This window comes from Pseudoalteromonas sp. AWM4_233 (assembly GCF_056158285.1).
The window spans coordinates 870216-894624 of sequence record NZ_JBSWSZ010000113.1; the positions used below are offsets into that span (position 1 = coordinate 870216).

Consider the following 24409-nt stretch of genomic DNA (forward strand, 5'->3'; position numbering starts at 1 on the left):
TACAACTCGCTAATGTAAATAATATACAAGCGATACCTGCCAATTTAATGATTAATTTAATAATTATCTCCGTATTATTTATTCCTACACCTCCTCTGTAAATGATAGAGGAGGTGTTGTGTTCTAGTACCTCAAGGACATACATAGTTATCCCATAAAACTTTGTTATGCCACAATTACCTTTTCCATAAAAACTGCTTTTTCACCATAAGTTGAAGATATATTTGCCCCAACTATTACTTTAAAACCCAGTGAAGACCAAAAGCTATCTGCCCCTTGAATTGCCACAAGGTTTATCCGCTTAAACCCTTTAGCTTTGGCAACTTCAATTAGTTTTGCCATCATAGTCCGGCCTATGCCTTGCCCTTTTGAGTATGGGTTAACAGCCATATCATGGAGATATAAAGTTTGGCTATTTACGGTGTCTAATAGCTGCACAAACAATTTTGGTGGCTCAGAATCTCCCCATGGATGCGCCAGTAAATAACCTAAAGTTTCATTCTGCTTTGAAATACAAACAAAACAGGTTTCAGGTGACGCAACTTGTTTAGACTTAAGAACATCTAACGCTTCTAAGTCGACCTCATGATAAGCTTTAGCTTGAATGGCCAAGATATCATTCCAGTGAGAATCTTCGATAAGTCTAATATCCATACGCTCTATTTCGGCATATCAGCGAGATTAACCTGAGCAAATTATCAGGCTAAAGTCAGCGCTTAATTTTTTGCTTGTGTTACCAATTGCGATAACTGTGTTTTTGTTAACGAACCACTTTTTCTTGTGACTTCCTCACCATTTTGGAAAACAATTACTGTGGGTAAACCCCTAACTGCAAATTGCTTACTTAATGTTGAGTTTAATGACACATCAACTTTACCCACTGTGATACTGTCAGCGTTCTCTTTCGCAAAATCATTGATTGTGTTGTTCATTAACAAACATGGGCCACACCAATGTGCCCAAAAATCCAACAAGACAATTTCATTCGAATCTAAGGTTTTTCTTAACTCATCTTCACTAGACAAATTCAAAGGCCCATTAAGAGTTTGGGCTTTCTTATTCACCTTTTTGGACATTGCTGATAATGGCCACTTGGCTATGGCAAGTAAATTCGTCACCATCAGAGCTAAAAACAGAAATATCCAACCTAAAATTTTTACAGGTAAGAAATATATTGGTGCATTTTCTATAAACGATTCGATATTATTTAGCTTGCCTGTAATGTGGCTTCCAATACTCAATGTTATCTCCTTTTATGGCTGACCGCTTATGTTAACTCTTTATTCGCTCGCTGCAGCTATCATCGCGTTCGTATTCAACGCAGTCGTTTTTCCTAGTTCAAAACCCCAAGCAAAGAATAAACAGACTACAGCAGAGAAGAGTACAGCATATGCGATGAGTTTTGAGTCAGATAGGTTCTTGTTTTTCATATATTTCCCTTATACGTACATTTGAAATGGATAGAACCATTAAACTAATACTGTATTCACAGAGTTAACTTAACCAAACAGATTTAAATTCATCTGTTTAGTGTTATATGTTCAGTTCTGAGCAGTGCTCTTTAGATACATAGATGCTGTTTAACGGCATTTGAATCGATAATTTTACTGGGTTATTTTTACTAGCACAGCAAATAACAAAGAACGACTCAATAATTTTCCCAGTAACTCAATTCGCTATGCTTTTACACAACAGAATTATCGTAACACACTAACTCTACAACATTTTGCTCAGGGTCTTTGACATAAATCGACCTCCACTGACACCAGGTATGTTCAGCGGTGATAACCTCACACCCAGCATTCTCTAAGCGTGTTTTTTCAGCTAAATAATCTTCTGATGAGATTTCCAATGCAAAATGATGCAGGCTAGAACATGCTGATTCAACTGTTGCGATGTTGTCATTCACAAATGCTCTGGGTAACTCTTCAGCAAATAAACCGATCACTTGTGTATGACCACCATGCCCCTCTGCAATTTTAAAAAATGCCACCTTAGGAAACTCTTTGATCAGTTCAAGACCAATAATGTTAGAATAGAACTCTTTCATTTTATCCAGATCTCGAACTCTTAATACCGTTTCACCTAACCCTTTAATTGCTGGATTCATTACTTTCTCCTTAAAAACTATCGCCCCGAGCAGAAGCTGTTACATTAAATTAGGCGCAGGTCTTGAACCGTGCAAAGCTTGCACAAAGCAAGACCTGACCCCTTTGGTAGCCAGTTGATGGCACTTATTAAAATTTGTCTATCCTAACTGTCTCCAAGTGTGTTTTATTACCCATTACATAATGATATTCATAGAGCGGAAAACCATTAACTTCGTAAATATTTAAATCTACTATTTTCTTTCCAAACCTTTGATAGCTAATAAACCAAATACCATCTCGAAATTCTGTATAAACATGCTGAACTCTTCCAAAAGATGTTTTGAACGAGCAGGCTCCAAGAACAAACTTACACTTTTCCAGTCCAGTTCTAATTTTGTATATATATTTCCCGTCTTTTTCAATCTGTATGTAGTTAAACCCTTTTTCCCAATAGTATTTCTCTTTCAAAACTCTACCGTCTGAATAAACATAATCAAAAAAGTATTTATTTTGCTCAATCTTAGTTAACTTATACTTCGCAGCTCTTGAAGTATCAGCACCTTTTTTATGCATCGCAAATTCATAACCGATGTTCTCATTCAATGGTTCAAAGTCATCCAATAATTCTGGAGTTAGTATTTTGTCTTTATTAATCTTTATGACCTCTTTGGCTAGGCCTGTAACCTCAACTTTTGGGATGGTTTTTGATATGATTTTATATTTGTCACATTCATTTAGTTGTCTAGAATTAGAAATCATAATTTGAATGATTTCCTTGGTTACTTCGCTAGTTTTAGAAGGGTCGTTAGCCATTGACTTGATTTTATGGGGTGAGATTTTATTCATCACCTCAGAAAAGCAACTACAGTATTTTATGTTGTTTGGATTTCGAGATTTGCAACTTAATTCTGTTGCATACTTGTAAGACCCATCGACAAAATGAGACTTATTTGATTCTATCGAACTACATGATGCTAAAAACGCTAGCATTGATACAATAATGGTATATTGAAGTTTGTTTCTCATAGCCTCTCGAATTTTTCCTTGTTCTTGAATATAATTTTAACGTCGCGCTAACCGGGAAATTAGGATCTCAGCGACAATAAAATAGTGGGCTCAGGTCTTGAACCGTGCAAAGCTTGCACAAAGCAAGACCTGACACTTTGATACCTTTTTAAATGACTATCCAAGATAATTATATGTGATTGTTTAGTACAAGTTCATACATATCCTAAAGCGCATTGCTTAGCCGTCTTTAATGCTTTTGTTTTAAAAATAGACGCTGTGGGAATTGCTAATTTTGAATAAAGCCTATTAACTGCCTTTCTCTTCAAACGTTTTTCTTTTAAACCTTTTAAAACAACTGCCTAAATAAATGCAAGAAATACCAGTAATTAAGTAAAATAAGGTTTTCGTTTGCAGGTGACTGTTGGAGTAACCTTGAACTAAATAATATATAGCTAAAAGAAGACTTACGATCCCAACACCATACGCAAATCCAATACCGAATGCTTTTGGTACTTCACTGAAACTTTTTTTATCCATTTTAAAATTAAACTCCATATTATTATCAGGCATAAATAACTACTAAAATAGTTATCAACAATTTACTGGATACGAACAAAATCAACTAGGCTTTGTTCGTACTTTTAATTTTACTTTAACGACTATTGCGTTCTTTTTATAATTAAATTTCACGAGCTGGGCAATTTTTGAGGTATTCAATATCAGTTGGGTTTCTACTTGTCGTAAAATCCAAACGAACAGAAGTTAAGACGGGAATACTATCCTTATTTTTTTCAGTCGGCTTCCACTTCCATTTAGTCAATGCTGCTGCGGCATTCTTATCAAAAACACCTTTAGGGAAGGAAGAGCGCACCTTGTAACCCTTAAGTTTTCCGTTTTGATCTATGCCTACAATCAAGTCAACGCAACCAGATATATTTTTCTTGGCTGCAGAAACCGGATATCTTGGTTCAACTCTTTTAACGACAGTCCAATACTCTTCAACAAGTTTGACGTGTTTTTTCGCAGACAAGTCTACGTAATTCGATTGAGCGTGTTCAGTCTCAGGTATTGATGTGCACGCTGCCAAAGTAAAGGTTAGAGGTATTAACAAGTAAGATTTATGCACTGCTCTCTCCTTGGTTTTATTATTCTATTTTAAGGGCTATCAGAACTAACTCAAAATAAGCGCTAATAATCTACTGAATTTAGCATATTCAAAAGGTTGTTAATTTTATAATTTACCTTGAACGTTTCAGTGAAAGATATTTATTTAACCATTCTTAAGAAGAAAAATAAGAAGCCGATAACCGCTAATACAAAAACTAAAACCATTATTGTTAAAGTCTTAGATTTTCGCATTGAGCTCAACAACGCCAATTCAGTGTGAGGGGTAAACAAATCAACAATACCATTTGATTTATGATTTTTAGGATGTTTATTCTTCATAAAAACATTAACCTCCTACTCGACTTATCGTTTAGCTAACACTTGCCCCCTGTTGTTTAGGCACGAGTTAAATCAATGCACTCCCTTATTTAGGGCGTTTTAGAATAGCAATTGCAGCAATATTGTTAGCCAAACTACCCATATTGAACTCTAGTTCAACAAGCTCCCAGCCATTATTGCCCAAACTATTTAAATCATCTTGTAAGGCTTGTGCGTCAAGTTTTGACGAAAATAGGCCTTGGTATCCGAACTGAACCGTTTTGTATTCCCACTTCATTGATTAAACTCCGTTTTATAGGTTTATGTAACACTTTGCTTAGACACTTTATATCAACTATTTACCGTGAAAAATAGACCAAAAGGTTGCTCTAGCTTTATGTAGACTCGTTAATTTTTCACTTTTTGCAGTACAAAGTGCTGCCCCAGCTAATATTAAGATTAAAGGTAAAATCAAACTGAACACTTTTACTTCAGGCTCATTCCTTTCAACACCATTTAAATTGATGCTTACACTAGGGTCAAATAATGCTTCAAAAGCTGAGTAACCCAAGAGCACTCCTACACATATAAATAAAATACCAATTAATCGTAATGTACTTTTATAAACACTAACAGGTAAATACATTCAGACCTCATAGTTTATATAACGTAAACCTAAACGGTGCTAAATAGCAGGCTAAAATTAGCGACGAAGGAGCGCAGCCTGCTGTTTTGCGTCCTTTGCTTTAGGCACTTGTTATACATATTTTTCACAAGCCTTTTTGCCAACGTTGCGGGTATAAACCTTTGAAAGCTATATTTATAAGCTCTTCTTTACTTATGTAGCCTTTTATAAACTTTGTTCGATAATAAATCAAAGCAGTAACAGCACAAGATACATATAAGCACATGATAAGCGTTAATAAGCAACTAGAGAATAGAGCGATTACTACAGTCCGATCATATTCCCTTATTGGTACATCACTTACCACACCAAAATAAGTACTAACGAATGAAAACAGATAGAACGCCAGACCGCCTCCAATTAAACACCCAACACCACCCACTTTTGCAGATTCCGAATAGAAATGAGGCTTAAGATTTAGCTAACTTTGAATTCCGCGGATTAAAATAGCGATGCTCCTAAATATGAATAACGCCTAAAGCAACGACCGTAGTGTAGGTGCGAAGCCCCGAAACGTAGGTCCAGCCCCACTGGGGAGATGCTGGCTTTACTTGTTAGCTGTGAACCCATCAAGATGACATTTGCACTACTTATTCATGAATAATAAATATTTAGTGAATGCATCTAGCAACGCCGAAGATAAAAAATAGAATAAAGTGGCCACCCCATTCTATTGAGGACAGTATGAGTGGAAAAACATACCATCTCTTTTTTGATTTTGTAGTAATCATCATAAAGAAGATTACAGCGGGTATTAGTAACGGCCAGATCAGTAAAATAAGCTCGAACCAACTCCAGCTTTTGCAATGAACCGCTTTAAGCCATAACCAAATAGGTAGAAAGCTCAATACGATTAAGTAGGAAACGGCCAATCTAGTCTTCATGTACATAACAGCTAACGAATGAGATGGACTCCCCCTTTCTAGGCACTTGTGCCATGTTTAAGGTGCGACACTCAAATAAGAGGAATCCACCATGAATAACATTAAAACACTTGGTATCGATTTAGCAAAAAATTCATTCTCTCTTGTCGGAATGAATGCTCAAGGAAAGGTTATTCTTAGAAAAACATTGTCACGTAAAAAGCTACTCGCCTTTATTGCACAACTCAATCCTTGCTTCATCGCCATGGAAGCCTGCTCTGGTGCTCATTATTGGGCCCGTGAGTTTAAACTTCTTGGTCACCAAGTCGCGATTATCGCCGCGCTCTTCATATAAACGAAAGTATCGAACCTTTTCGTACCGGCGGCAAAAATGATAATAACGATGCCGAAGCTATTTGTGAAGCCGCTATGCGACCTAATATCTGGCATGTTCCTGTAAAAACCGCCGAACAACAAGCTGTTATGACGCTCCATAGAGTTCGTCAAGGCTTAGTTAAAGAGCGCACCTCTATGATTAATCAACTTCGAGGTTTACTGAGTGAGTTTGGCATCATCATTCCCAAAGGTCGTTACAGTTTACATGATGTTATTGGTGATATTTTAGAAGACGCTGATAATAAACTACCTCATCTTGCGCGAGAAATGACAAGTAATCTATGGCAGCGTATTAAACAAGCAAATGAACAAATACTCAGTTATGACCGAGCTTTATCAAAACAAGTTAGAGAAGACTCTGTCGCCAAGCGCTTAATGACCATTCCAGGTGTCGGTGAGCAAGTTGCAACTGCTGTTACAGCCAATGTGCCTGATCCTAGGTTATTCAAAAATAGCCGCCAATTCTGTGCATGGTTAGGATTAGTACCTCGCCAGTTCACCACAGGTGGCAAAATACGACTCGGAAGAATTACTAAGCGTGGTGATAAATATCTCCGAATGTGCCTCGTTCATGGGGCAAGAGCTGTAATGGCAAACCTAAGAGATAAAGAAGACAAAGTCAGTTGTTGGATACGTGAGCTTATCGCTCGTCGTGGATATCTCAAAGCCGCTGTCGCATTAGCTGCAAGAAACGCCAGACTTATTTGGACGCTGATGGTTAAGCAAGAAGATTATCGGGTCATTGCCTAGCTGAATAACTAGGAGCCATTTATAGCAGCAAACCATGATGAAATAACCCGATTTATTTAGTTTAAAAGATTTAAAGGTTTTTACCCGACTAGGGCAATGGCTCCTGCGAAGGCATCGATGACAATTAGGTCAGACCGAGGAAGCCATAGCCTGTTTATTGCGGGTGAGCTTAAAAAGCTCGTCTAACGAATAAGGCACACTTCCTAGCGAATACTCATCTAGGTCCGAGTTTAAAACTCAATCAATAGGCCGAATGTAGAGGTGCAGTCTCATATCTAATTATCAAAGGTGAATTCGTTGACAATCGGGGGAGCCCATGTAGCCGCAAATAGACGGCTAAAAATAGTTGGCTAGAATTTGTGAGGTACGAACAAAGCCAACTGTTTTTTGTCCGCACTTTTTAATTTGCTTTGTTATGCAGCACTATATCGTAGATTTTGCGAAACTCATTGCCGAATTATTTTGCTTTTCTGAAAGGAGAGCCCTTAACTTATCAGCACTTTCGAGTGCATCTTGGTATAAACCAAGGTCAGATTCATCTACATCTGTTGATTTTGGGTATAAAATAAATATTGATTCATACCAGCCCAATGCTTTTATTAAATCTTTTTTCTTATATTTATCGTCAGAATAAGCAAAACCCAGATGCTTCCGAGCTTCTAAATCACCTTTAGCGGCTGCATCCTTCCAATTTTTCACGGCTTTACTTCTATCTTGCGTAACTCCTAAGCCTTGATAAGTTAAGAAGGTTATAGTGCTCAGCGCCATAGCCTTAATACTTTCTTCACCCTCGTACTTAATGGGTGAATCAATAACAAAATTCCAGTGTGCAGCAGCTACAGAATAAACTTCATTTCTATACGCAGCTGTTCCCATATAAAACTGGCATTCTATATCCGTATACTTTAACTCTTCTAGATACTTGACCCTGCACTCTTCAGAAGTCGATGAAAAGCTAATCAACAATAAGAATATTACACCTAATCTAACGAACAACTCAGAGCTCCTTGGGCTGCATAACGCCTTAATAAACGGCGGAAAATAGCAGGCTAAAATAAGCGAAGAATGAGCGCAAGCCTGCTGTTTTGCGTCCATTGTTTAATCAATTTGTTATATGCTTTCATCTGCCACTGCTTGGTCAAACCAAACATGCTCTGACTCACCGCCCAAGTTAAAACGATACCCGAATGGAAGAGCCATATATATTGCTAACTCAGGGCGTTTTTCGATGATGTGCTCAAAGTGCACCGTAACTAATGAGCTGGTATTACCGTCGTACTCATCTGTAGTTAACAACCAACCACTCATATGATTTGGTGATGGGTAACGAACTCCTTCAACTGGTGTTGAGCCCTCATAAATGCCTTTAGAAATAGTAACAAGCTGAGTTGGCTCAACAGGAGCATAAATTGCTTGATAATGCTCACAACATTCTTTTTGGACTGACTCAATATTCAAGCTTCTTACTCCTGACCTGAAAAAGCATATAACGCCCCAAGCAGGGGCAATAACACGTAGGCTAATATACGGAACGAAGTGACGGGAGCCTACGCGTTAGTGTCCCGCTGCCTTGGTTTGTTATGTTTTCCCTTTACACCTAACACGTGTGAATGAGGAGCTTTCATCAATGAAAAGATCCACAAGTTTTTCCTTTTCTAATCTAAACTCGGATTCAACTAACCAGTTCTCTTCTTCTCCAGACATCGACAATATTACGTGGAGGGAATTTTTCGTTTGCGAAATAACCTTACTAATTACTCCAAAACTTTCCCAGTATTCAATACCTTCACTATTGATGGTCACTCTCGCTGTACTTAGCTGTTTGTCGCATTGTTCAAGACTGTAGTCCCAAACACCGTGGAATTGCGATGGAAAATCGACACCTTGAATTTCCTGTGACTGTGAATTACAACTTGCAAAGACCAAGAATATGAAACAAAAAAATCTCATTAACTCTGCCCTAAACATAACGCCGTTGTAACCGGCAAAAAATTGTTGGCTAAAATGTGAAGCGAAGCGTAACAGCCAACAGTTTTTTGTCCGCGTTGACGACTTTGTTATGCGTTGACACTCAAATTTAGAAGCGCTTGCGCCTGCACTAATAAGCCAAACTTAAAACTTAAAACACTCACCTAACCAAAAATTGCAAAGAAGCGATTGACTGTTGAATGACCTTTCTGGTCACAGCTTAAATTGAAAAAAGAAAAGCCAAGACCTACTTAAAAATTGATTGCACCACTGTACCTAAAAGCTAATTTGAAGAAAAGACTTGAAGTAAAAACCGTTTTAAAGACAGCTATTTAAAGTGACGCATAACGCCTCGCTTAACCGGCGCAAAATAGCAGGCTAAAATTAGCGACGAAGGAGCGCAAGCCTGCTGTTTTGCGTCCTTTGGTTAAAGGGTTTGTTATATAACAAACTACTTACTCATAGCACTCTTAACTCTAATTAAAATAAATAAGCAACTTCCAGAAATTAAAAAGTGCGCCCAATAATCAACAATAGAGAATGAATCACTCGGTACAACAACCATGTAGAGATCGTCCGATTTAGCTACTTCTGTTAATACTACCTCGTACAGATAAGTATCATAAACAAATAGAGCTATGCCCGAAAAAATCAGAACGATGCTGATTATAAATAGGGCTTTAAACATTTCTCACAACTCCAATTGTTATATAACGCTTCGCCTAAGTGGAGGAAAATGCTTGGCTAAAATTAGCGACGAAGGAGCGCAAGGCAAGCGTTTTGCGTCCTTTACTTTAGGCGTTTGTTAGCAGCACGCCCATGCCATAGCTAATTCTTTTTTATGCTCATCACATTGAAAAACATGAGCACAACCCGAGTCACCAAACATGTATGGTAATTCACCTGATGAATCAATTTGGAATATAAAACGCATTTCTTTTTCACAAACCGTACATGTAGGATATTCTATTCCTTGAATCCAACAAGGCCAACCAAGTAATTTTTCTCCAGCGAATGGTATTTCATCGTCACACAAAAACTCTGCTTCATCATCAGTTAGGTCTAAACCCAATTCCTCTAATTCGAATGTATCAGGATAATCTTCTAATTCCCTCCAGCCACTAATACTCATTTCAGGAAAGGCTTCTTCAACAGGAGATTGCGTAATCTCACGTTTAGTTTCAATATTTAACGGGAGAATTCGCACCAATGTCGCTTTGGAATTTGGAGCCCACGACTCACAATCCACCTCACAGTGTGGCTCTTCATTAGTACAATAGAATATTTGCAGAATGCCCGTACTAAAAGCGGGGGTTGCAGCTTTTGGTACATCTTCTGAGTTTATTTGAGCAAAAAGCTGCATTGGTTTATTGCAATTGTCGCAACAGGGCCAGCCATTTCCATCAAGAACTGGAATACCAGAAAATTTTGACTTATGAGGTTTAGAAGTTAATTCTTCTGTAATTGGCTCCCAAGCAATTCTTTTAAAAGGTTTCAGTTTGACTCTTAACTTTTCCCAGTATTCATCCCAAGCAACTTCTGTCACTTATATACTCCTTGTTTGAAATTTTACTCTTAGCTCAATAGTGCTGCTAACGCTTGCCGTAAACGGCACAAAATAGCAGGCTAAAATTAGCGACGAAGGAGCACAAGCCTGCTGTTTTGTGTCCTTTGTTTAACGGCCTTGTTAGCAGTTGCTTTGTTTCCGCCATGCTCTTATTTTTTTAACTAAAGAGACTTCATTTTCACCAGCTACTGAAGAGCCATAGAACTGCGGGTTAATTTTAAAACCATAAGGCCCAATAACTCTGTACTCTGGAGCAACTGAGATAATTACGAGGCCAGCTTTTAGACCTCCAGTAGCTCTATGAACTGGATTTTTGCAACCTCTCACGGCTTTTTTAGGTATGGTCTTCATCCCAAAAACTGTGCAAACTTTTAAAGAGTCTGAGTTAAGCTCCAATGCTCTACCTCTTGGGAAGAACAGCATTATTTGATAACCAAATTCACACAATACAATCCATATGAGACAAGCAACAAAAACAATAAAGTAAAAATCACTTAGCTCATTGAAATTCACAACGCTATCAACAACATCTTGCCACAAAACATTGATCAGCCACACTCCACCTATAAAAAGAAGTATGTTCAGGATTAATGTTGATAATTTGAAGGTAAAATTTTCGTTGTTCACTTTTGACTGCTAACGCCTTAATAAACGGCGGAAAATAGCAGGCTAAACTAAGCGAAGAATGAGCGCAAGCCTGCTGTTTTGCGTCCATTGTTTAATTAACTTGTTAGGCAGCACGTAGCACTTTGCTATTTTTAATACCCAAAACGAAATAAATTAAACCGATAGCAAACGCAATGTTGTAAGGAAGATCAACGAAGAGTTCAAAGTGCGGTGAGTCACCTGCAATACCAGCAATTAAAATTATTGTTATAAAGGAGAATAAACTAAAAAAAGTTGAAAGTGCGAACGCAAAGAAGCCTTTTGAAAAATGTGAGAGATATTTATCACTTTTAACTTTATAGGTTTTTTTAAGTGAAACATAACCGTAAACGTTAACAATAATTGCAATAACTGACATTGCCACGTCAAAGAAATAATAAGGTGTCAAAATATTCGCTTCTTCCAAGGTAAACTCCCTTTTTCTGTGCTGCCTAACGCTTGCCTAACCGGCGCAAAATAGCAGGCTAAAATTAGCGACGAAGGAGCGCAAGCCTGCTGTTTTGCGTCCCTTGGTTTAGGCACTTGTTATATGTGTTTATTACAGAAATTAATTGCTATTTCTTTACCATTATTCCAGTACATATGGTGTTTAATTTGGTCTGAATTTAAAATGTCAGCAATACTATTGTGCTGATTGAAGAAAGGAATTACCTTATCAAAAATAATATTCGATAACTCTTCGATTTTAATATCAATATTTATACCTGATTCAAAATCAGAAAGTTCATAAAAATTCTTGATTTCATCTTCAGAGTCTAATAAGACTTCAATACGAAAACGCAAATGACATTCAGGCTCTTTAGGATACTCTACTTCTTTTATCGCCTGAAAATAGATTCCGACATTAAAGTATACTCTATCGCTATTTCTCGAACATTGAATGTTAAACCACTTAGCAAGCTCATTATCTGCCCTTCCCCATGAAGCTCTTTTCTTTTTGAATCCAAGAGATTTAAAATGTGGCTTTAATACTTCTTGAAGTTTCTTACTGACAATTGATGGCATTCAATACACTTCCCCAAATACATATAACGCCCGATTAACGGGTTGAAAATAGTGGGCTAAAATTGAGCGAAGCGAAGAGCCCGCTGTTTTTAATCCCTGTTTAATTGCTTGTTATATTGCTACCACTCAATACTTTTGAAGTTAACTTCATTTTTGTGAGTGATAAACCTAATTTTGGAATTTTTCACATCAATGTGCCACTTGGTTGATTTATGAAAGGTATGCACTTGTTTTAGGTCTTTACCCGACTTGGTTGCAAACCACATAGTTAATTTTTTTGATTTCTCTGACTCAGTAATAATAAGAAGCTTATCTTTTAATTTTCTAGAAATTTCGGAAGAGTTATTTAGAGCGATGTAATTGCTATTGAAAAATTGGACACCGCTAGAGTTTAAGACTGTTTCAAAAGTAAATTTTTGAATATTCCATACTTGTTCAGGTTTAAACAAAAATGACTTTGTTTCAGAGGTTGGATCAAAAATGACAATGTTTTTAATGCGAGTGTTTGATTTACTTGAAAACATTCCTCCTGATTCAGGTTTATGTTTTACAGGATAGTAAAACAGGCCTGTAATAGGATCATATCCTTGATTTACATTTTGATAATAACCTCCAGCTAGAGAGTTAAAAGATATTAAAAAAAATAAGAATATCGATTTTTTCACCTGAACACCATTTGCAATATAACGCCCTAAAAGAGCTTGGCTAAACTTAGTGAGGAACGAACTAAGCCAAGCTTTTTTAGTCCATTCGTTGATTTGTTTGTTATGCATTTGGTCCCAGTACAGCTAGAGTAACGACAAATAGAGAAAACAGTAAACATATGATGACTAGAATTTTTTGAGATAGGGACAATGGCTTCTTTTTTCTAGAGTTAGCGAGTATTTCAAACTGTTTATCGGCGAGTGCACGTTGTTTTTCACCAATAACTTTAAGCTCATCTAGGCTAAGGTCTTCATTGTCCATAGACTCCCTTTGGAGCTTTTTCATCTCCTCATGGTTTGCTTTAAACTGCTCTATTGGTGATTTTGATTGATCTATTTTCATAATTCCCTTGAAAATGCATAACGCCCGATTAACGGGTAAAAAATAGTGGGCTAAAATTGAGCGAAGCGAAAAGCCCGCAAGTTTTTTATCCCTGTTTAATTGCTTGTTATGCGTTGACACACCGGTTTTGAAGCGCTTGCGCCTGTACCATTAAGCCAAACTTTAAATTTAAAAACACTCACCAACCCCAAAATTGCAAAGAAGCGTTCGACTGGTGAATGACCCTTCTGGTCACAGCTTAAATTGAAAAACGAAAAGCCAAGACCAACTTAAAACTCAATTACGCCACTGTACCTAAAAGCTGATTTGAAGAAAAGGCTTGAAGTAAAAACTGCATTAAAGACAGCGATTTAAAGTGACGCATAACGCCCGATTAACGGGTAAAAAATTGTGGGCTAAAATTGAGCGAAGCGAATAGCCCGCAAGTTTTTTATCCCTGTTTAATTGCTTGTTATGCGTTGACACAACACTTTCAAAGCGCTTGCGCATGCACTAATAAGCCAAAGTTTAAATTTAAAAACACCCACCAAACCCAAAATTGCAAAGAAGCGTTCGACTGGTGAATGACTTTTCTGGTCACAGCTTAAATTGAAAAACGAAAAGCTAAGAGCAGCTAAAAACTTGATTACGCCACTGTACCTAAAAGCTGATTTGAAGGAAATGCTTGAAGTAAAAACCGTTTTAAAGACAGCTATTTAAAGTGACGCATAACGCCGCATTAAGGTGTGAGCAACGCAACCACGAAACCCAACCTTACCACCGTAAACACCGCACTAAAAGATAGAACGAAAAATGCCATGCGTTGGGAATCACTCTTAAATGCTTTGTTAAGTTCATTTTGGTAAACAACCCCAAAAGTAAACTTTTTAACTTTTGCTTGTTTTTACTAATTGTTCGTTCTATCATAGCTTTCGTTGATTAGACAATGATTGTTAACACCATACAGTCAATGTGATTGCTTCATATGAAATTTATAGGGAAAACCGATGAAATTCAAAAAGAAGAATGAAGCAATCCAGAAAGCTGTGGTAATCATTGAGAATCTGATTGAGGTAACAGCAGAGGATGAAGAAAGTGAAGCAAACCTACAACTTAAAGAAGCTAAGCGACTGTTAACAGAAGCTCAGCAGAATAAGAATGTAGATAAGGACGCTGTTAAAATCGCTCTCGATTTTTTCAAATACGTTCTAATGGTTTTCTTTAATAATCCTTAACACAGCACCTTTTTGTGTCAGCAAACACAAAAAATCAGATATCTCGCAATCGGTAGTGCTTCGTTCTACCGTGTAGGAGGTGTTAATAAGCAACACAGTGGTACAGTCACTGCAAAACTGAAATGCCTAATGTTAGGTTGTTTTAATTTACCTTCGACTTGGAGCCTCGAAGACCCAGTGCAGGAATGGCAGCTGCACATTTTTACTGCCTATATTTTTTACCATTATTGGTGAACACATTTGGTTAAAAGGTTGAGTTATGAAGAATTTCGCGTTTATTTCTTTCACATAACCATTGACCGTATAGCAACAAAAAAGTGAAGCAATCACTTTTTTGTATGAGGAGTAGAACCTGACCGTTCTACGAATCAGGTGAAACAATCAGCAAGATTTCAATTTTGAGTAAAGGTTCATAACTGTGGTTAAAGATTTATACAATAAGGACAAAGCACAAAGGGCTATTGACTTATCAATATCTAAGGCGTTGGAGGCTCAGCTTAGACGTGAAATAGATCTTATACTTATGGAAATGAAACTGAGCTTGGAGCCGAGTTTACACTTTTCGGTGACACTAATGAGCAAAGTCAGAGAAAACCTTGTGTCTAAATACAACAAACTAATAATTTACTTTGAAGATAGGTCAGATATTTTCATTTGTAGTGCTCTCACGTGGTCGACTTTATCTCACCACAATTCAAGAAGGAGTTAATAAAAGCAAGATTTGAATATAACTAATAGGATTTATGATGACTAAACTAACTACAACCTTTGCAGGCTTCAAATTGAAGGGGTTAAGAACAAAAATGCAGTATGACCTTGCATATACTGCTCAGCAACTTGATATTACAAAATCGTACTTATCATTGATCGAGAACGGAAAGAAACAACCTTCGAAAAAAGTACTCACTAAAGCGGCAAAATGCTTCGATGTTCCATTAGAAACATTTAATGAAGACCCAGAACTATTAACAAAACTAAAGCAACTCACTAAAGATACTGAGATATCTGAAGTTATTCATGCTTTTGAGATTATCCTTCATGAGAAGTTGTGAAGGACTTTTTGAACTTAACGCCCGATTAACGGGTAAAAAATAGTGGGCTAAAATTGAGCGAAGCGAAAAGCCCGCAAGTTTTTTATCCCTGTTTAATTGCTTGTTATGCGTTGACACACCGGTTTTGAAGCGCTTGCGCCTGTACCATTAAGCCAAACTTTAAATTTAAAAACACTCACCAACCCCAAAATTGCAAAGAAGCGTTCGACTGGTGAATGACCCTTCTGGTCACAGCTTAAATTGAAAAACGAACAGCCAAGACCAACTTAAAACTTAATTACGCCACTGTACCTAAAAGCTAATTTGAAGGAAAGACTTGAGGCAAAAACTGTACTAAAGACAGCGATTTAAAGTGACGCATAACGCCTTAATAAACGGCGGAAAATAGCAGGCTAAACTAAGCGAAGAATGAGCGCAAGCCTGCTGTTTTGCGTCCATTGTTTAATTAATTTGTTATGTTCTCTTTTTAAACTGTATGTATTTAACGTGCACTTTATTACCGACAGTACCAAATGCATTGGGTAAGACTTTTGCTTTTTTAAGCCCTCTTAATATTGCACGTGAGTGTATTCTAATTGGGTTGAGACTCAATATTTTAAGGTTTATTACTTTACCTTCATTTGATACATCAAATTCTACGGTACCTTCTGTATTTGTTAAGGCACAGGCTGAAGGCAAAGAAGAATTAAACCGTATTGTACTGGGCTCAAAAATACTGGATTTACCTTCAATTGATGTAGCAATGCTAATAGGTTCATCTAGAAACTCAATATCAGGGTCATTGCATGCTTTAGTAGCACCAAACTGGACACCAGCTACAAGTAATAATGTGCTAAACACGATGCCTCCTGAGAACATAACGCTTGCCGTAAACGGCACAAAATAGCAGGCTAAAATTGGCGACGTAGGAGCACAAGCCTGCTGTTTTGTGTCCTTTGTTTAACGGCCTTGTTAGAGCTACCAAGCTCCGGTGCCTGACAAAGATGGTTGCAGTTTTTTGAAGCTTTCTGACACATCAGGGTCCCAAGGCCAAACACCGGTAGTTGTAGGGAAAATTAACTGAATTGCCTCAAATTCCTCTTCATAGAACCAAACCGAGCTTAACAAGAATTCCTTTTTATTTTCATCTGATACCGAATCAAAAGTTACATCAAATCCCTCTAAAAAATCTGAATAGAATTCTTTGTTAGTAAACACTTCACCAGCTTTAACTCTGTCCCTGTAATTATTTACAATTGAATGACCTAATTCAGGCGACAAGCCCACAACAATTAATTCTGGCACTCCTAAAGTTTTCGTTAAACCGGTTGAATAGGTGAAGTTTGGCTCCACTCCATTTGGGTCAAATACTGAAGTTACATGACAATCAAAATTATCTATGTTTGCTACTATTTTCTTCTCAGATTCGTTCATACTTTCCTGTAGCTCTAACGCCTTACTAATGGGCGCATAAATGCTTGGCTAAAATTAGCGACGAAGGAGCACAAGCCAAGCGTTTTGCGTCCTTTTGAGTAACTTGTTAGCAGTACATTAGTCGCCGACAAAAATTACGTTTTTACCATTACTTTCAGCTGATTCCAAAACAGAGATAAACTCTGAAAATAGAGCCACACTATTACCGTACTGTGGAGCAACAGAGTTAAGTATATCTATTAAATTTTGAAGCTCTGATGAGAATTTGGTATCGGAATATTGATCTATGACTAAGCCAGTTTTAGCTTTAAATATCTCGAACGCTTCATTGAATAATGACCATCTCTCTGAATCAATTGCGTAAATCCATTCCTTTGGTTGGCCATTTTCCATTATGTGTAAATCTAGTGCCATATTTCCTGTACTGCTAACGCTCGATTAACGGGTTAAAAATAGTGGGCTAAAATTGAGCGAAGCGAGGAGCCCGCTGTTTTTAATCCCTGTTTAATTGCTTGTTAGGTTACCGTTCCTGAAAACTATACCCTTACTTGATTGTTGCCAGCCATCAATCTCAGGGTGATTGATTAAGTAACCATGAAACCCAAAAATGGAATACTTTTTACGTATGCGCTCTGTCCAAAATATGCCAATTAACGCACCGATAAAACTTGAACCATAAATGATTTTTACGGCAGTATCGTAATCTGTGTAACCCAAAGAAAATGCCGAGGTTAAGGCAAATAACATTGTAGGTACTAATACTATTTGTAAATAGAGGCAGATAAAGATGCCATACCCAAGCAATGTTATAAATAGTTCAAATGGAAAGGCCAAAATACTTCTAATTATCTTGAACAATTCACCACCCCTTTTGGTAACCTAACGCCTTAATAAACGGCGGAAAATAGCAGGATAAACTAAGCGAAGAATGAGCGCAGCCTGCTGTTTTGCGTCCATTGTTTAATTAACTTGTTAGTTGCCCAATATACCAATCGATTTTAAAAACACGTAAAAATAAGGCAATAGAACAATAGCCAAAACTATTAATATACCGTTATAAAAATAACGAGCCTCTTTTTCTGTTGTTGTCCTGTCATATTCATCATCAATTTCTTCTAACTCTTCAGGAGAAGCCCCTTCCGCAATTGCGGCTTCATTGATTTTAGTTAATTTTTCTACCAGCTTTTCATGCTCTTCTATTGCAGATTTATGGATGTCAGAGCTAATTTTTTCGAAGTTCAAATAATGTCTGTGTGCGTGGTATGACCAAGCAATGTTAAACATAAAACACAAAGAACTAATTAGTGGAGCCTGATGCAGTTCAATAACACTAAAACCAATTAGAAAAATTAAAATACCACAAAGGCAATCTAGAATTTCACCCGCTGGTTGATATTGTCTACGTAATCTATCTTTATCAAACAAGCTAAAACAACAGCTAAAAATGAATAGGCCACAATATATGTATGCCCAAATTGGCACAGTACTCTCCTTGGCAACTAACGCTCGATTAAAGGGTTAAAAATAGTGGGCTAAAATCGAGCGAAGCGAAGAGCTCGCTGTTTTTAATCCCTGTTTAATTGCTTGTTATATGCTATTTAAAATCAAAACTAGGCCTTTTGTTACCGCAACAAATATAGACGTAAAAACCGTAATTTTCGGTAACTTTGGGTAATTAACTATCATGTATTTTAGAGTTGGAGATTTATCAACTGTCCCAAGTTTCCCGCTGAAATGCAAAGCACACATAACGCAAATTAAAATCACCAATAATGTACTGTATGGTTCAGGCAACATCTATTCTGTCCATAGCTTATAACGCCGCGCTCAGCCGCTGACAAAAGTGGCGCTTGTTTTGCGGCTTTTTGCAAAACAAGTGACGCTTTTGGCAGTCGGTTGCAGCGCCTTGTTACATGCGATTTTTAAGCCCATGCTAGCCCCTTTGGTAATTGAAAGCTACTGTACTCTACATGGACAATACGACGGTGACTTGGCTCTGTACCTTTACTTGATGAATGGAGTAAATGCGGCCGCATTACCAATAAATCTCCAGATTTAGCCGAACAGATATACTCTTCCGATTCAGCGACAACTAAATTTTGTTCATTTTTACTTAGAATGCCTAAACTTTGACTCTTTGGAATTACTTTTAAGCAACCATTACTCTCATTTGCATCATCAAGATGAATGCGGAAAGTCACCATCTCTTCCAGGACATTTAGTTTTGGTTGAACATGATGAACACCATCTTTCAAAGTCCATGGTCCCCAACCATCTATCTCTTTCTTGTCACTAACTGCAATAGTCTTATCTTGGTGCCAAGTAACAAGCCAGTTTTTATCTGGTGTTTTATCAAAGACAATCACTCGAACCACCTGAGGGGTTCCAGATAGATAGCCTTTTGCTTTATCTAGAAGCAAGTCTGACTCGATGAGATCTTTAACAGAGGAAAGCTTCTTCTCGGCATTTCGGATTCCATGTTTTGGATAATCGGAATCTAAAGCTTCAATCTCAGTAATGATTTCGTTTATTGAATCATTACCTAGAAAGCCAGAATGAATCTCAAATCCATTTTCTTCGATACTCAAATTTCACTCCATTCTCAAAGCATGTAACGCTCGATTAGCGGGTTAAAAATAGTGTGCTAAAATTAAGCGAAGCGAAGAGCCCGCTGTTTTTAATCCCTGTTAAATTGCTTGTTAGGTGCATTGGTGGGTATTTTTACCATGCAGATTTAAACCACACTTTTTACAATCACTAAACCAAAAGAAAATAATAAAGCCAATTAGCGGCCATTTAAAAATACTATAAAAATATGCATTACAATTTGGGCAACGCATCAGGAGAACCTTTTCTTTAAAGTATATCTCTATGAAGATTAAACTTATTAGCCCAACGATTAAAATGCTAATAGCTGCTGTTTCCCCGATAAAGCTACCAGCTATTGCAACTAATAATATTAAGACTGGCAACCCCACAATATAAGTAAATTGATACTTATAAAATGCCATCCGCATCTTCTTTAGTTCTGAATTTATATGCGATACTGACTTCTGAGGCATATGCACCTAACGCCGTTGTAACCGGCAAAAAATTGTTGGCTAAAATGTGAAGCGAAGCGTAACAGCCAACAGTTTTTTGTCCGCGTTGACGACTTTGTTATGCGTTGACACTCAAATTTAGAAGCGCTTGCGCCTGCACTAATAAGCCAAACTTAAAACTTAAAACACTCACCTAACCAAAAATTGCAAAGAAGCGATTGACTGTTGAATGACCTTTCTGGTCACAGCTTAAATTGAAAAAAGAAAAGCCAAGACCTACTTAAAAATTGATTGCACCACTGTACCTAAAAGCTAATTTGAAGAAAAGACTTGAAGTAAAAACCGTTTTAAAGACAGCTATTTAAAGTGACGCATAACGCCCCAAGCAGGGGCAATAACACGTAGGCTAATATACGGAACGAAGTGACGGGAGCCTACGCGTTAGTGTCCCGCTGCCTTGGTTTGTTATGTTTTCCCTTTACACCTAACACGTGTGAATGAGGAGCTTTCATCAATGAAAAGATCCACAAGTTTTTCCTTTTCTAATCTAAACTCGGATTCAACTAACCAGTTCTCTTCTTCTCCAGACATCGACAATATTACGTGGAGGGAATTTTTCGTTTGCGAAATAACCTTACTAATTACTCCAAAACTTTCCCAGTATTCAATACCTTCACTATTGATGGTCACTCTCGCTGTACTTAGCTGTTTGTCGCATTGTTCAAGACTGTAGTCCCAAACACCGTGGAATTGCGATGGAAAATCGACACCTTGAATTTCCTGTGACTGTGAATTACAACTTGCAAAGACCAAGAATATGAAACAAAAAAATCTCATTAACTCTGCCCTAAACATAACGCTTAGCTAACAGGCAAAATTGAATAAGCTAAAATCGAGCGAAGCGACGAGCTTATTTAATTTTGTCCTAGTTTAGCGCCTTGTTATGCGTTGACACACCACTTTCAAAGCGCTTGCGCCCGCACCAACGAGCTAAACTTTTATTTATAAAAACACTCACCAAACTTAAAATTGCAAAGAAGCGCTCTACTGGTGAATGACCTTTCTGGTCACAGCTTAAATTGAAAAACGAAAAGCCAAGACCAACTTAAAACTTGATTACGCCACTGTACCTAAAAGCTGATTTGAAGAAAAGACTTGAGGAAAAAACCGATTTAGATTCAGTTAATTGAAATGACGCATAACGCCCCAATAAGGGGCTGATAATGCTTGGCTAAACTGTGTAGCGAAGCGGAACTGAGCCAAGCTTTAGCAGTCCCGCACTTAATTGGCTTGTTATGTGTATTTTGCCTCAATTCCTTTATTGTTAATCCGACAACACCATTTAGCGTGTTTATTCATGAGCTTATCATTTAACTCAACAACACCTTCTGCAAAGAGATACTCTTCTTCGCCATCGTCATATTTGTTGTACTCGTAAAGATAAACAAATGCACCTGAGAAAAGTTTAACTATATTACCTTCAGAATCAGTTCTTTCATCCGTCTGGGATATTAGAACAAGATCAGGTTCCATTCGCTCATTGAAGTCTACTTTGATTCGAGGTTTATCCATACTCTCAATACACATAACGCCCGATTAACGGGTAAAAAATTGTGGGCTAAAATTGAGCGAAGCGAATAGCCCGCAAGTTTTTTATCCCTGTTTAATTGCTTGTTATGCGTTGACACACCACTTTAAAAGCGCTTGCGCCTGCACCAATAAGCCAAACTTAAAATTAAAAGACACTCACCAAACCAGAAATTGCAAAGAAGCGTTTGACTGGTGAATGACCTTTCTGGTCACAGCTAAAATTGAAAAACGAAAAGCTAAGACCAGTTTAAAACTTAATTATGCCACTGTACCTAAAAGCTGATTTGAAGAAAAGATTTGAAGTAAAAACTGCATTAAAGACAGCGATTTAAAGTGACGCATAACGCTTAGCTAACAGGCAAAATTAAATAAGCTAAATTCGAGCGAAGCGACGAGCTTATTTAATTTTGTCCTAGTTGAGCGCCTTGTTATGTGCATTATTAACACACGACTTTACTAAACTATGATTTTTTATAATCACGATCTTTAATAACAGCCCAAAGTGAAATGATTACTGACAGTAAAGCAGCACCTACTGTGTAAATAACTATTACCATCAATACATTTGTTAACTCTAAGTTTTCAAACCCATTATGTAGCCCAAACAAAGCGGACTTGAATATTGCTACGCCAAAAGAAACATAAAATAGATATTTGAAAACAATCTTCCAAACGATAAAAAACTTGGATGATTCAGCTGGCATAAAATTTACCTTTCATATTTAGGTACACATAGCTATAAAAAGCACATAACGCCGCAAATAAACGGCTAAAAATAGTTGGCTAAAATTTGTGAGGTACGAACAAAGCCAACTGTTTTTTGTCCGCAATTTTAATTTGCTTTGTTATACATCAATTGTACTTACTTTGAATCTGGTAGCTTTGGTGGTGGAGGCGGAGCCTCAGCTGCTGCCTTGAAACTAAGAAGTTCTGTTAGTTTATAAACTTTCCAATTTGCGCAAAAAATGATGGTTGATCTATCTTTTTTCGTAGTGTTGTAAGACAAAGCAATTTCTAAGTCGTTAACATGCTTCTTAGCAATACTTATATACGAACGGTAATATTCACCTACATAACTGTAATCTTCACGTATATCTAAGTTAACTTCAAATTCTCCTTTTAAACGTGCTGTAACACTACTTAAGAATCCATCACCTTTTTGGATAGGTGAAAGTATTTCGTATACTGCAATTTCACGTTCAGATTCATTCTTGACTTCAAGAGTAATTGCAAAAGGTGAAAAGTCTTCTTCATCACCACAAGCAAAGGTTCTTAAGCTAAAAAAGAAAAACAATACTACAAATTTACGCATGACCTTCCCTGATGTATAACGCCCGATTAACGGGTAAAAAATTGTGGGCTAAAATTGAGCGAAGCGAATAGCCCGCAAGTATTTTATCCCTGTTTAATTGCTTGTTATGCGTTGACACACCACTTTCAAAGCGCTTGCGCCTGCACCAACGAGCTAAACTTTTATTTATAAAAACACTCACCGAACAAAAAATTGCAAAGAAGCGCTCTACTGGTGAATGACCTTTCTGGTCACAGCTTAAATTGAAAAACGAAAAGCCAAGACCAACTTAAAATTTGATGACGCCACTGTACCTAAAAGCTAATTTGAAGGAAAGACTTGAAGTAAAAACCGTTTTAAAGACAGCAATTTATAGTGACGCATAACGCCGCAAATAAACGGCAAAAATTAGTTGGCTATAATTTGTGAGGTACGAACAAAGCCAACTGGTTTTTGTCCGCACATTTAATTTGTTTTGTTAGGTGTCGATCGTTACGAAGCCATCTGTCCAGTGATCATGGCCAATTTTGTACTTAGATATATAAAACCCACTTCCACCATCAGCTGGGTTTATTTCACAAGAAACACTAAAACCTGACTTGTTACACAACCTTAAAACAGCCTTCCTAGCATTTTCTTCTGAGGCATAAACACCAATTGTTTTAATGCACTCATTTTGTTCTGAAATTATGTGCAGATGCTCAAGTAAGAATGCGTTTTCCATAGACACCTAACGCCTTAATAAACGGCGGAAAATAGCAGGCTAAACTAAGCGAAGAATGAGCGCAAGCCTGCTGTTTTACGTCCACTGTTTAATTAATTTGTTAGGTTTATTTTTGCATACTAATTTTTTATAACATACCAATTATCAAACAAGTGCTCTAAACATTGTACTTTTGGTAAACACACATCTTTGGGGTTAATATTCTTACCTAAAGCGTAAGCACCTTCACCAATTCCGTACTCACTTTTAAAGGAAAAAGCTTTTCGTAATATCCAAGCCTCACCCTCTTTTTGAAGCCAAAGTGAATTAAAGCCATTTTCTTTATATGGAACTACAATTCTGCTTAAATCTGGGTTGGAGACTTCTTTATATTTGGCACCTGCAGCAACCCAAGCTAGTGAAACTTCGGTTTCTGCAGAGGTTTGTACCCACTGTATTGAAACATAACCTTCTTGCTCGGTTGCCCTTATAGCTTTTACAAAACTTTTTGAATTCAAAAACACATAAACTAAATGCTGCAATTTGCTTTCAGGCCGGTATGGGACTGTTTTCAGTATTACAAAGCAAATTATTATAGAGAAACTTAAATATAAAAGCGGCTTCTTCATAAACCT

34 protein-coding genes and 1 pseudogene are annotated in these 24409 nt (G+C 37.3%); 3 read left to right on the forward strand and 32 right to left on the reverse strand.

The features are described 5' to 3' along the window. Positions 1-165: 165 nt before the first annotated feature. The 10 genes from ACXAC4_RS25250 to ACXAC4_RS25295 form a co-directional block, all read right to left on the reverse strand. Positions 166-654 (reverse strand): GNAT family N-acetyltransferase, encoded by a 489-nt coding sequence (locus ACXAC4_RS25250; protein WP_475167232.1) that lies wholly within the window; start codon positions 652-654, stop codon positions 166-168. Between the two features lie 62 nt (positions 655-716). After that, a complete protein-coding gene (locus tag ACXAC4_RS25255) occupies positions 717-1241 on the reverse strand; it encodes a thioredoxin family protein (protein WP_475167235.1) in 525 nt (174 codons plus the stop codon). A 39-nt stretch (positions 1242-1280) separates the two neighbouring features. Next, entirely contained in the window at positions 1281-1430 is a 150-nt protein-coding gene (locus ACXAC4_RS25260; RefSeq protein WP_475167238.1) for a hypothetical protein, read from the reverse strand. A 254-nt stretch (positions 1431-1684) separates the two neighbouring features. Next, complete coding sequence (locus ACXAC4_RS25265; RefSeq protein ID WP_475167240.1) at positions 1685-2110, reverse strand: VOC family protein; 426 nt, start codon at positions 2108-2110, stop codon at positions 1685-1687. 127 nt (positions 2111-2237) lie between these two features. Then, positions 2238-2936 (reverse strand): hypothetical protein, encoded by a 699-nt coding sequence (locus ACXAC4_RS25270; protein WP_475167242.1) that lies wholly within the window; start codon positions 2934-2936, stop codon positions 2238-2240. 468 nt (positions 2937-3404) lie between these two features. Next, positions 3405-3668, reverse strand: coding sequence for a hypothetical protein (locus tag ACXAC4_RS25275; RefSeq protein WP_475167243.1), 264 nt, complete (start codon positions 3666-3668; stop codon positions 3405-3407). Positions 3669-3777: 109 nt separating this feature from the next. Next, a complete protein-coding gene (locus tag ACXAC4_RS25280) occupies positions 3778-4224 on the reverse strand; it encodes an energy transducer TonB (protein ID WP_475167247.1) in 447 nt (148 codons plus the stop codon). Between the two features lie 140 nt (positions 4225-4364). After that, positions 4365-4544: a hypothetical protein gene (locus ACXAC4_RS25285; RefSeq protein WP_475167249.1), complete on the reverse strand. Its 180-nt coding sequence runs from the start codon at positions 4542-4544 to the stop codon at positions 4365-4367. A gap of 85 nt (positions 4545-4629) precedes the next feature. After that, positions 4630-4821, reverse strand: a complete 192-nt coding sequence (locus ACXAC4_RS25290) for a DUF4177 domain-containing protein (protein WP_138483917.1) — start codon at positions 4819-4821, stop codon at positions 4630-4632. 57 nt (positions 4822-4878) lie between these two features. Continuing rightward, entirely contained in the window at positions 4879-5169 is a 291-nt protein-coding gene (locus ACXAC4_RS25295) for a hypothetical protein (protein WP_475167253.1), read from the reverse strand. A 1014-nt stretch (positions 5170-6183) separates the two neighbouring features. Here ACXAC4_RS25295 and ACXAC4_RS25300 point away from each other — a divergent pair. Then, positions 6184-7217, forward strand: a pseudogene (locus ACXAC4_RS25300) (IS110 family RNA-guided transposase). A gap of 423 nt (positions 7218-7640) precedes the next feature. On the opposite strand, the gene ACXAC4_RS25305 reads toward ACXAC4_RS25300, so the two are convergent. The 9 genes from ACXAC4_RS25305 to ACXAC4_RS25345 form a co-directional block, all read right to left on the reverse strand. Then, positions 7641-8213: a hypothetical protein gene (locus ACXAC4_RS25305; protein ID WP_475167255.1), complete on the reverse strand. Its 573-nt coding sequence runs from the start codon at positions 8211-8213 to the stop codon at positions 7641-7643. 114 nt (positions 8214-8327) lie between these two features. Next, positions 8328-8675, reverse strand: a complete 348-nt coding sequence (locus ACXAC4_RS25310; RefSeq protein ID WP_475167258.1) for an immunity protein Imm33 domain-containing protein — start codon at positions 8673-8675, stop codon at positions 8328-8330. 120 nt (positions 8676-8795) lie between these two features. Continuing rightward, positions 8796-9167 carry a hypothetical protein gene (locus ACXAC4_RS25315; RefSeq protein ID WP_475167263.1) on the reverse strand — a complete coding sequence of 124 codons (372 nt, stop codon included), beginning with the start codon at positions 9165-9167 and terminating at the stop codon, positions 8796-8798. An 823-nt stretch (positions 9168-9990) separates the two neighbouring features. Then, the gene (locus ACXAC4_RS25320; protein ID WP_475167266.1) at positions 9991-10731 is read right to left on the reverse strand and encodes a DUF1963 domain-containing protein; all 741 of its coding nucleotides are present in this window, start codon (positions 10729-10731) and stop codon (positions 9991-9993) included. Between the two features lie 141 nt (positions 10732-10872). Further along, the gene (locus tag ACXAC4_RS25325) at positions 10873-11379 is read right to left on the reverse strand and encodes a hypothetical protein (protein WP_475167272.1); all 507 of its coding nucleotides are present in this window, start codon (positions 11377-11379) and stop codon (positions 10873-10875) included. A 103-nt stretch (positions 11380-11482) separates the two neighbouring features. Then, a complete protein-coding gene (locus tag ACXAC4_RS25330) occupies positions 11483-11824 on the reverse strand; it encodes a hypothetical protein (RefSeq protein ID WP_475167277.1) in 342 nt (113 codons plus the stop codon). A gap of 119 nt (positions 11825-11943) precedes the next feature. Beyond that, the gene (locus tag ACXAC4_RS25335) at positions 11944-12423 is read right to left on the reverse strand and encodes a DUF4304 domain-containing protein (protein ID WP_475167280.1); all 480 of its coding nucleotides are present in this window, start codon (positions 12421-12423) and stop codon (positions 11944-11946) included. A 119-nt stretch (positions 12424-12542) separates the two neighbouring features. Continuing rightward, positions 12543-13196, reverse strand: coding sequence for a hypothetical protein (locus ACXAC4_RS25340; RefSeq protein ID WP_475167285.1), 654 nt, complete (start codon positions 13194-13196; stop codon positions 12543-12545). Further along, complete coding sequence (locus ACXAC4_RS25345; protein WP_475167287.1) at positions 13189-13470, reverse strand: hypothetical protein; 282 nt, start codon at positions 13468-13470, stop codon at positions 13189-13191. Before ACXAC4_RS25345 ends, ACXAC4_RS25340 begins: the two co-directional genes overlap by 8 nt. Before the next feature lie 986 nt (positions 13471-14456). Between ACXAC4_RS25345 and ACXAC4_RS25350 the strand changes: the two genes are divergently transcribed. Both ACXAC4_RS25350 and ACXAC4_RS25355 read left to right on the forward strand, forming a co-directional pair. Further along, positions 14457-14684, forward strand: coding sequence for a hypothetical protein (locus ACXAC4_RS25350; protein ID WP_475164970.1), 228 nt, complete (start codon positions 14457-14459; stop codon positions 14682-14684). A 743-nt stretch (positions 14685-15427) separates the two neighbouring features. After that, positions 15428-15736, forward strand: coding sequence for a helix-turn-helix domain-containing protein (locus ACXAC4_RS25355; protein ID WP_475167289.1), 309 nt, complete (start codon positions 15428-15430; stop codon positions 15734-15736). Between the two features lie 453 nt (positions 15737-16189). Here ACXAC4_RS25355 and ACXAC4_RS25360 read toward each other — a convergent pair whose 3' ends face one another. The 13 genes from ACXAC4_RS25360 to ACXAC4_RS25420 all read right to left on the reverse strand — a co-directional run bounded on the left by ACXAC4_RS25360 (position 16190) and on the right by ACXAC4_RS25420 (position 24403). After that, positions 16190-16576 (reverse strand): energy transducer TonB family protein, encoded by a 387-nt coding sequence (locus tag ACXAC4_RS25360; RefSeq protein ID WP_475167292.1) that lies wholly within the window; start codon positions 16574-16576, stop codon positions 16190-16192. Between the two features lie 117 nt (positions 16577-16693). Beyond that, positions 16694-17149 carry a DUF4262 domain-containing protein gene (locus ACXAC4_RS25365; RefSeq protein ID WP_475167297.1) on the reverse strand — a complete coding sequence of 152 codons (456 nt, stop codon included), beginning with the start codon at positions 17147-17149 and terminating at the stop codon, positions 16694-16696. 117 nt (positions 17150-17266) lie between these two features. Further along, the gene (locus ACXAC4_RS25370) at positions 17267-17563 is read right to left on the reverse strand and encodes a hypothetical protein (RefSeq protein ID WP_475167303.1); all 297 of its coding nucleotides are present in this window, start codon (positions 17561-17563) and stop codon (positions 17267-17269) included. A gap of 90 nt (positions 17564-17653) precedes the next feature. Continuing rightward, positions 17654-17896: a hypothetical protein gene (locus ACXAC4_RS25375; RefSeq protein ID WP_475167307.1), complete on the reverse strand. Its 243-nt coding sequence runs from the start codon at positions 17894-17896 to the stop codon at positions 17654-17656. 225 nt (positions 17897-18121) lie between these two features. Then, positions 18122-18631, reverse strand: coding sequence for a hypothetical protein (locus ACXAC4_RS25380; RefSeq protein WP_475167313.1), 510 nt, complete (start codon positions 18629-18631; stop codon positions 18122-18124). A gap of 440 nt (positions 18632-19071) precedes the next feature. Continuing rightward, the gene (locus ACXAC4_RS25385; RefSeq protein WP_475167315.1) at positions 19072-19737 is read right to left on the reverse strand and encodes a phytanoyl-CoA dioxygenase family protein; all 666 of its coding nucleotides are present in this window, start codon (positions 19735-19737) and stop codon (positions 19072-19074) included. Between the two features lie 111 nt (positions 19738-19848). Further along, on the reverse strand, positions 19849-20160 hold the full coding sequence (locus tag ACXAC4_RS25390; protein WP_475167317.1) for a hypothetical protein: 312 nt from the start codon (positions 20158-20160) through the stop codon (positions 19849-19851). Between the two features lie 495 nt (positions 20161-20655). After that, on the reverse strand, positions 20656-21045 hold the full coding sequence (locus ACXAC4_RS25395; protein WP_475167319.1) for a hypothetical protein: 390 nt from the start codon (positions 21043-21045) through the stop codon (positions 20656-20658). A gap of 438 nt (positions 21046-21483) precedes the next feature. Beyond that, positions 21484-21723: a hypothetical protein gene (locus tag ACXAC4_RS25400; RefSeq protein ID WP_475167322.1), complete on the reverse strand. Its 240-nt coding sequence runs from the start codon at positions 21721-21723 to the stop codon at positions 21484-21486. Between the two features lie 518 nt (positions 21724-22241). Next, positions 22242-22484 carry a hypothetical protein gene (locus ACXAC4_RS25405; protein ID WP_475167324.1) on the reverse strand — a complete coding sequence of 81 codons (243 nt, stop codon included), beginning with the start codon at positions 22482-22484 and terminating at the stop codon, positions 22242-22244. A 158-nt stretch (positions 22485-22642) separates the two neighbouring features. Further along, positions 22643-23092, reverse strand: coding sequence for a hypothetical protein (locus tag ACXAC4_RS25410; RefSeq protein ID WP_475167329.1), 450 nt, complete (start codon positions 23090-23092; stop codon positions 22643-22645). Positions 23093-23549: 457 nt separating this feature from the next. Continuing rightward, positions 23550-23795, reverse strand: a complete 246-nt coding sequence (locus ACXAC4_RS25415) for a hypothetical protein (protein WP_475167332.1) — start codon at positions 23793-23795, stop codon at positions 23550-23552. Between the two features lie 119 nt (positions 23796-23914). Further along, complete coding sequence (locus tag ACXAC4_RS25420) at positions 23915-24403, reverse strand: hypothetical protein (protein WP_475167338.1); 489 nt, start codon at positions 24401-24403, stop codon at positions 23915-23917. Positions 24404-24409: the final 6 nt, after the last annotated feature.

Bases quoted from the DNA above. Each gene is read 5' to 3' on its own strand.
- ACXAC4_RS25415 (WP_475167332.1), bottom strand. From the start codon at position 23,795: ATGGAAAACGCATTCTTACTTGAGCATCTGCACATAATTTCAGAACAA.
- ACXAC4_RS25395 (WP_475167319.1), bottom strand. From the start codon at position 21,045: ATGTTTAGGGCAGAGTTAATGAGATTTTTTTGTTTCATATTCTTGGTC.
- ACXAC4_RS25265 (WP_475167240.1), bottom strand. From the start codon at position 2,110: ATGAATCCAGCAATTAAAGGGTTAGGTGAAACGGTATTAAGAGTTCGA.
- ACXAC4_RS25340 (WP_475167285.1), bottom strand. From the start codon at position 13,196: ATGCATAACAAACAAATCAACGAATGGACTAAAAAAGCTTGGCTTAGT.
- ACXAC4_RS25250 (WP_475167232.1), bottom strand. From the start codon at position 654: ATGGATATTAGACTTATCGAAGATTCTCACTGGAATGATATCTTGGCC.
- ACXAC4_RS25275 (WP_475167243.1), bottom strand. From the start codon at position 3,668: ATGCCTGATAATAATATGGAGTTTAATTTTAAAATGGATAAAAAAAGT.
- ACXAC4_RS25355 (WP_475167289.1), top strand. From the start codon at position 15,428: ATGATGACTAAACTAACTACAACCTTTGCAGGCTTCAAATTGAAGGGG.
- ACXAC4_RS25420 (WP_475167338.1), bottom strand. From the start codon at position 24,403: ATGAAGAAGCCGCTTTTATATTTAAGTTTCTCTATAATAATTTGCTTT.
- ACXAC4_RS25295 (WP_475167253.1), bottom strand. From the start codon at position 5,169: ATGTATTTACCTGTTAGTGTTTATAAAAGTACATTACGATTAATTGGT.
- ACXAC4_RS25345 (WP_475167287.1), bottom strand. From the start codon at position 13,470: ATGAAAATAGATCAATCAAAATCACCAATAGAGCAGTTTAAAGCAAAC.
- ACXAC4_RS25375 (WP_475167307.1), bottom strand. From the start codon at position 17,896: ATGTTATTTGCCTTAACCTCGGCATTTTCTTTGGGTTACACAGATTAC.
- ACXAC4_RS25370 (WP_475167303.1), bottom strand. From the start codon at position 17,563: ATGGCACTAGATTTACACATAATGGAAAATGGCCAACCAAAGGAATGG.
- ACXAC4_RS25410 (WP_475167329.1), bottom strand. From the start codon at position 23,092: ATGCGTAAATTTGTAGTATTGTTTTTCTTTTTTAGCTTAAGAACCTTT.
- ACXAC4_RS25315 (WP_475167263.1), bottom strand. From the start codon at position 9,167: ATGAGATTTTTTTGTTTCATATTCTTGGTCTTTGCAAGTTGTAATTCA.
- ACXAC4_RS25350 (WP_475164970.1), top strand. From the start codon at position 14,457: ATGAAATTCAAAAAGAAGAATGAAGCAATCCAGAAAGCTGTGGTAATC.
- ACXAC4_RS25390 (WP_475167317.1), bottom strand. From the start codon at position 20,160: ATGGCATTTTATAAGTATCAATTTACTTATATTGTGGGGTTGCCAGTC.
- ACXAC4_RS25365 (WP_475167297.1), bottom strand. From the start codon at position 17,149: ATGAACGAATCTGAGAAGAAAATAGTAGCAAACATAGATAATTTTGAT.
- ACXAC4_RS25335 (WP_475167280.1), bottom strand. From the start codon at position 12,423: ATGCCATCAATTGTCAGTAAGAAACTTCAAGAAGTATTAAAGCCACAT.
- ACXAC4_RS25270 (WP_475167242.1), bottom strand. From the start codon at position 2,936: ATGAATAAAATCTCACCCCATAAAATCAAGTCAATGGCTAACGACCCT.
- ACXAC4_RS25405 (WP_475167324.1), bottom strand. From the start codon at position 22,484: ATGCCAGCTGAATCATCCAAGTTTTTTATCGTTTGGAAGATTGTTTTC.
- ACXAC4_RS25400 (WP_475167322.1), bottom strand. From the start codon at position 21,723: ATGGAACCTGATCTTGTTCTAATATCCCAGACGGATGAAAGAACTGAT.
- ACXAC4_RS25260 (WP_475167238.1), bottom strand. From the start codon at position 1,430: ATGAAAAACAAGAACCTATCTGACTCAAAACTCATCGCATATGCTGTA.
- ACXAC4_RS25285 (WP_475167249.1), bottom strand. From the start codon at position 4,544: ATGAAGAATAAACATCCTAAAAATCATAAATCAAATGGTATTGTTGAT.
- ACXAC4_RS25290 (WP_138483917.1), bottom strand. From the start codon at position 4,821: ATGAAGTGGGAATACAAAACGGTTCAGTTCGGATACCAAGGCCTATTT.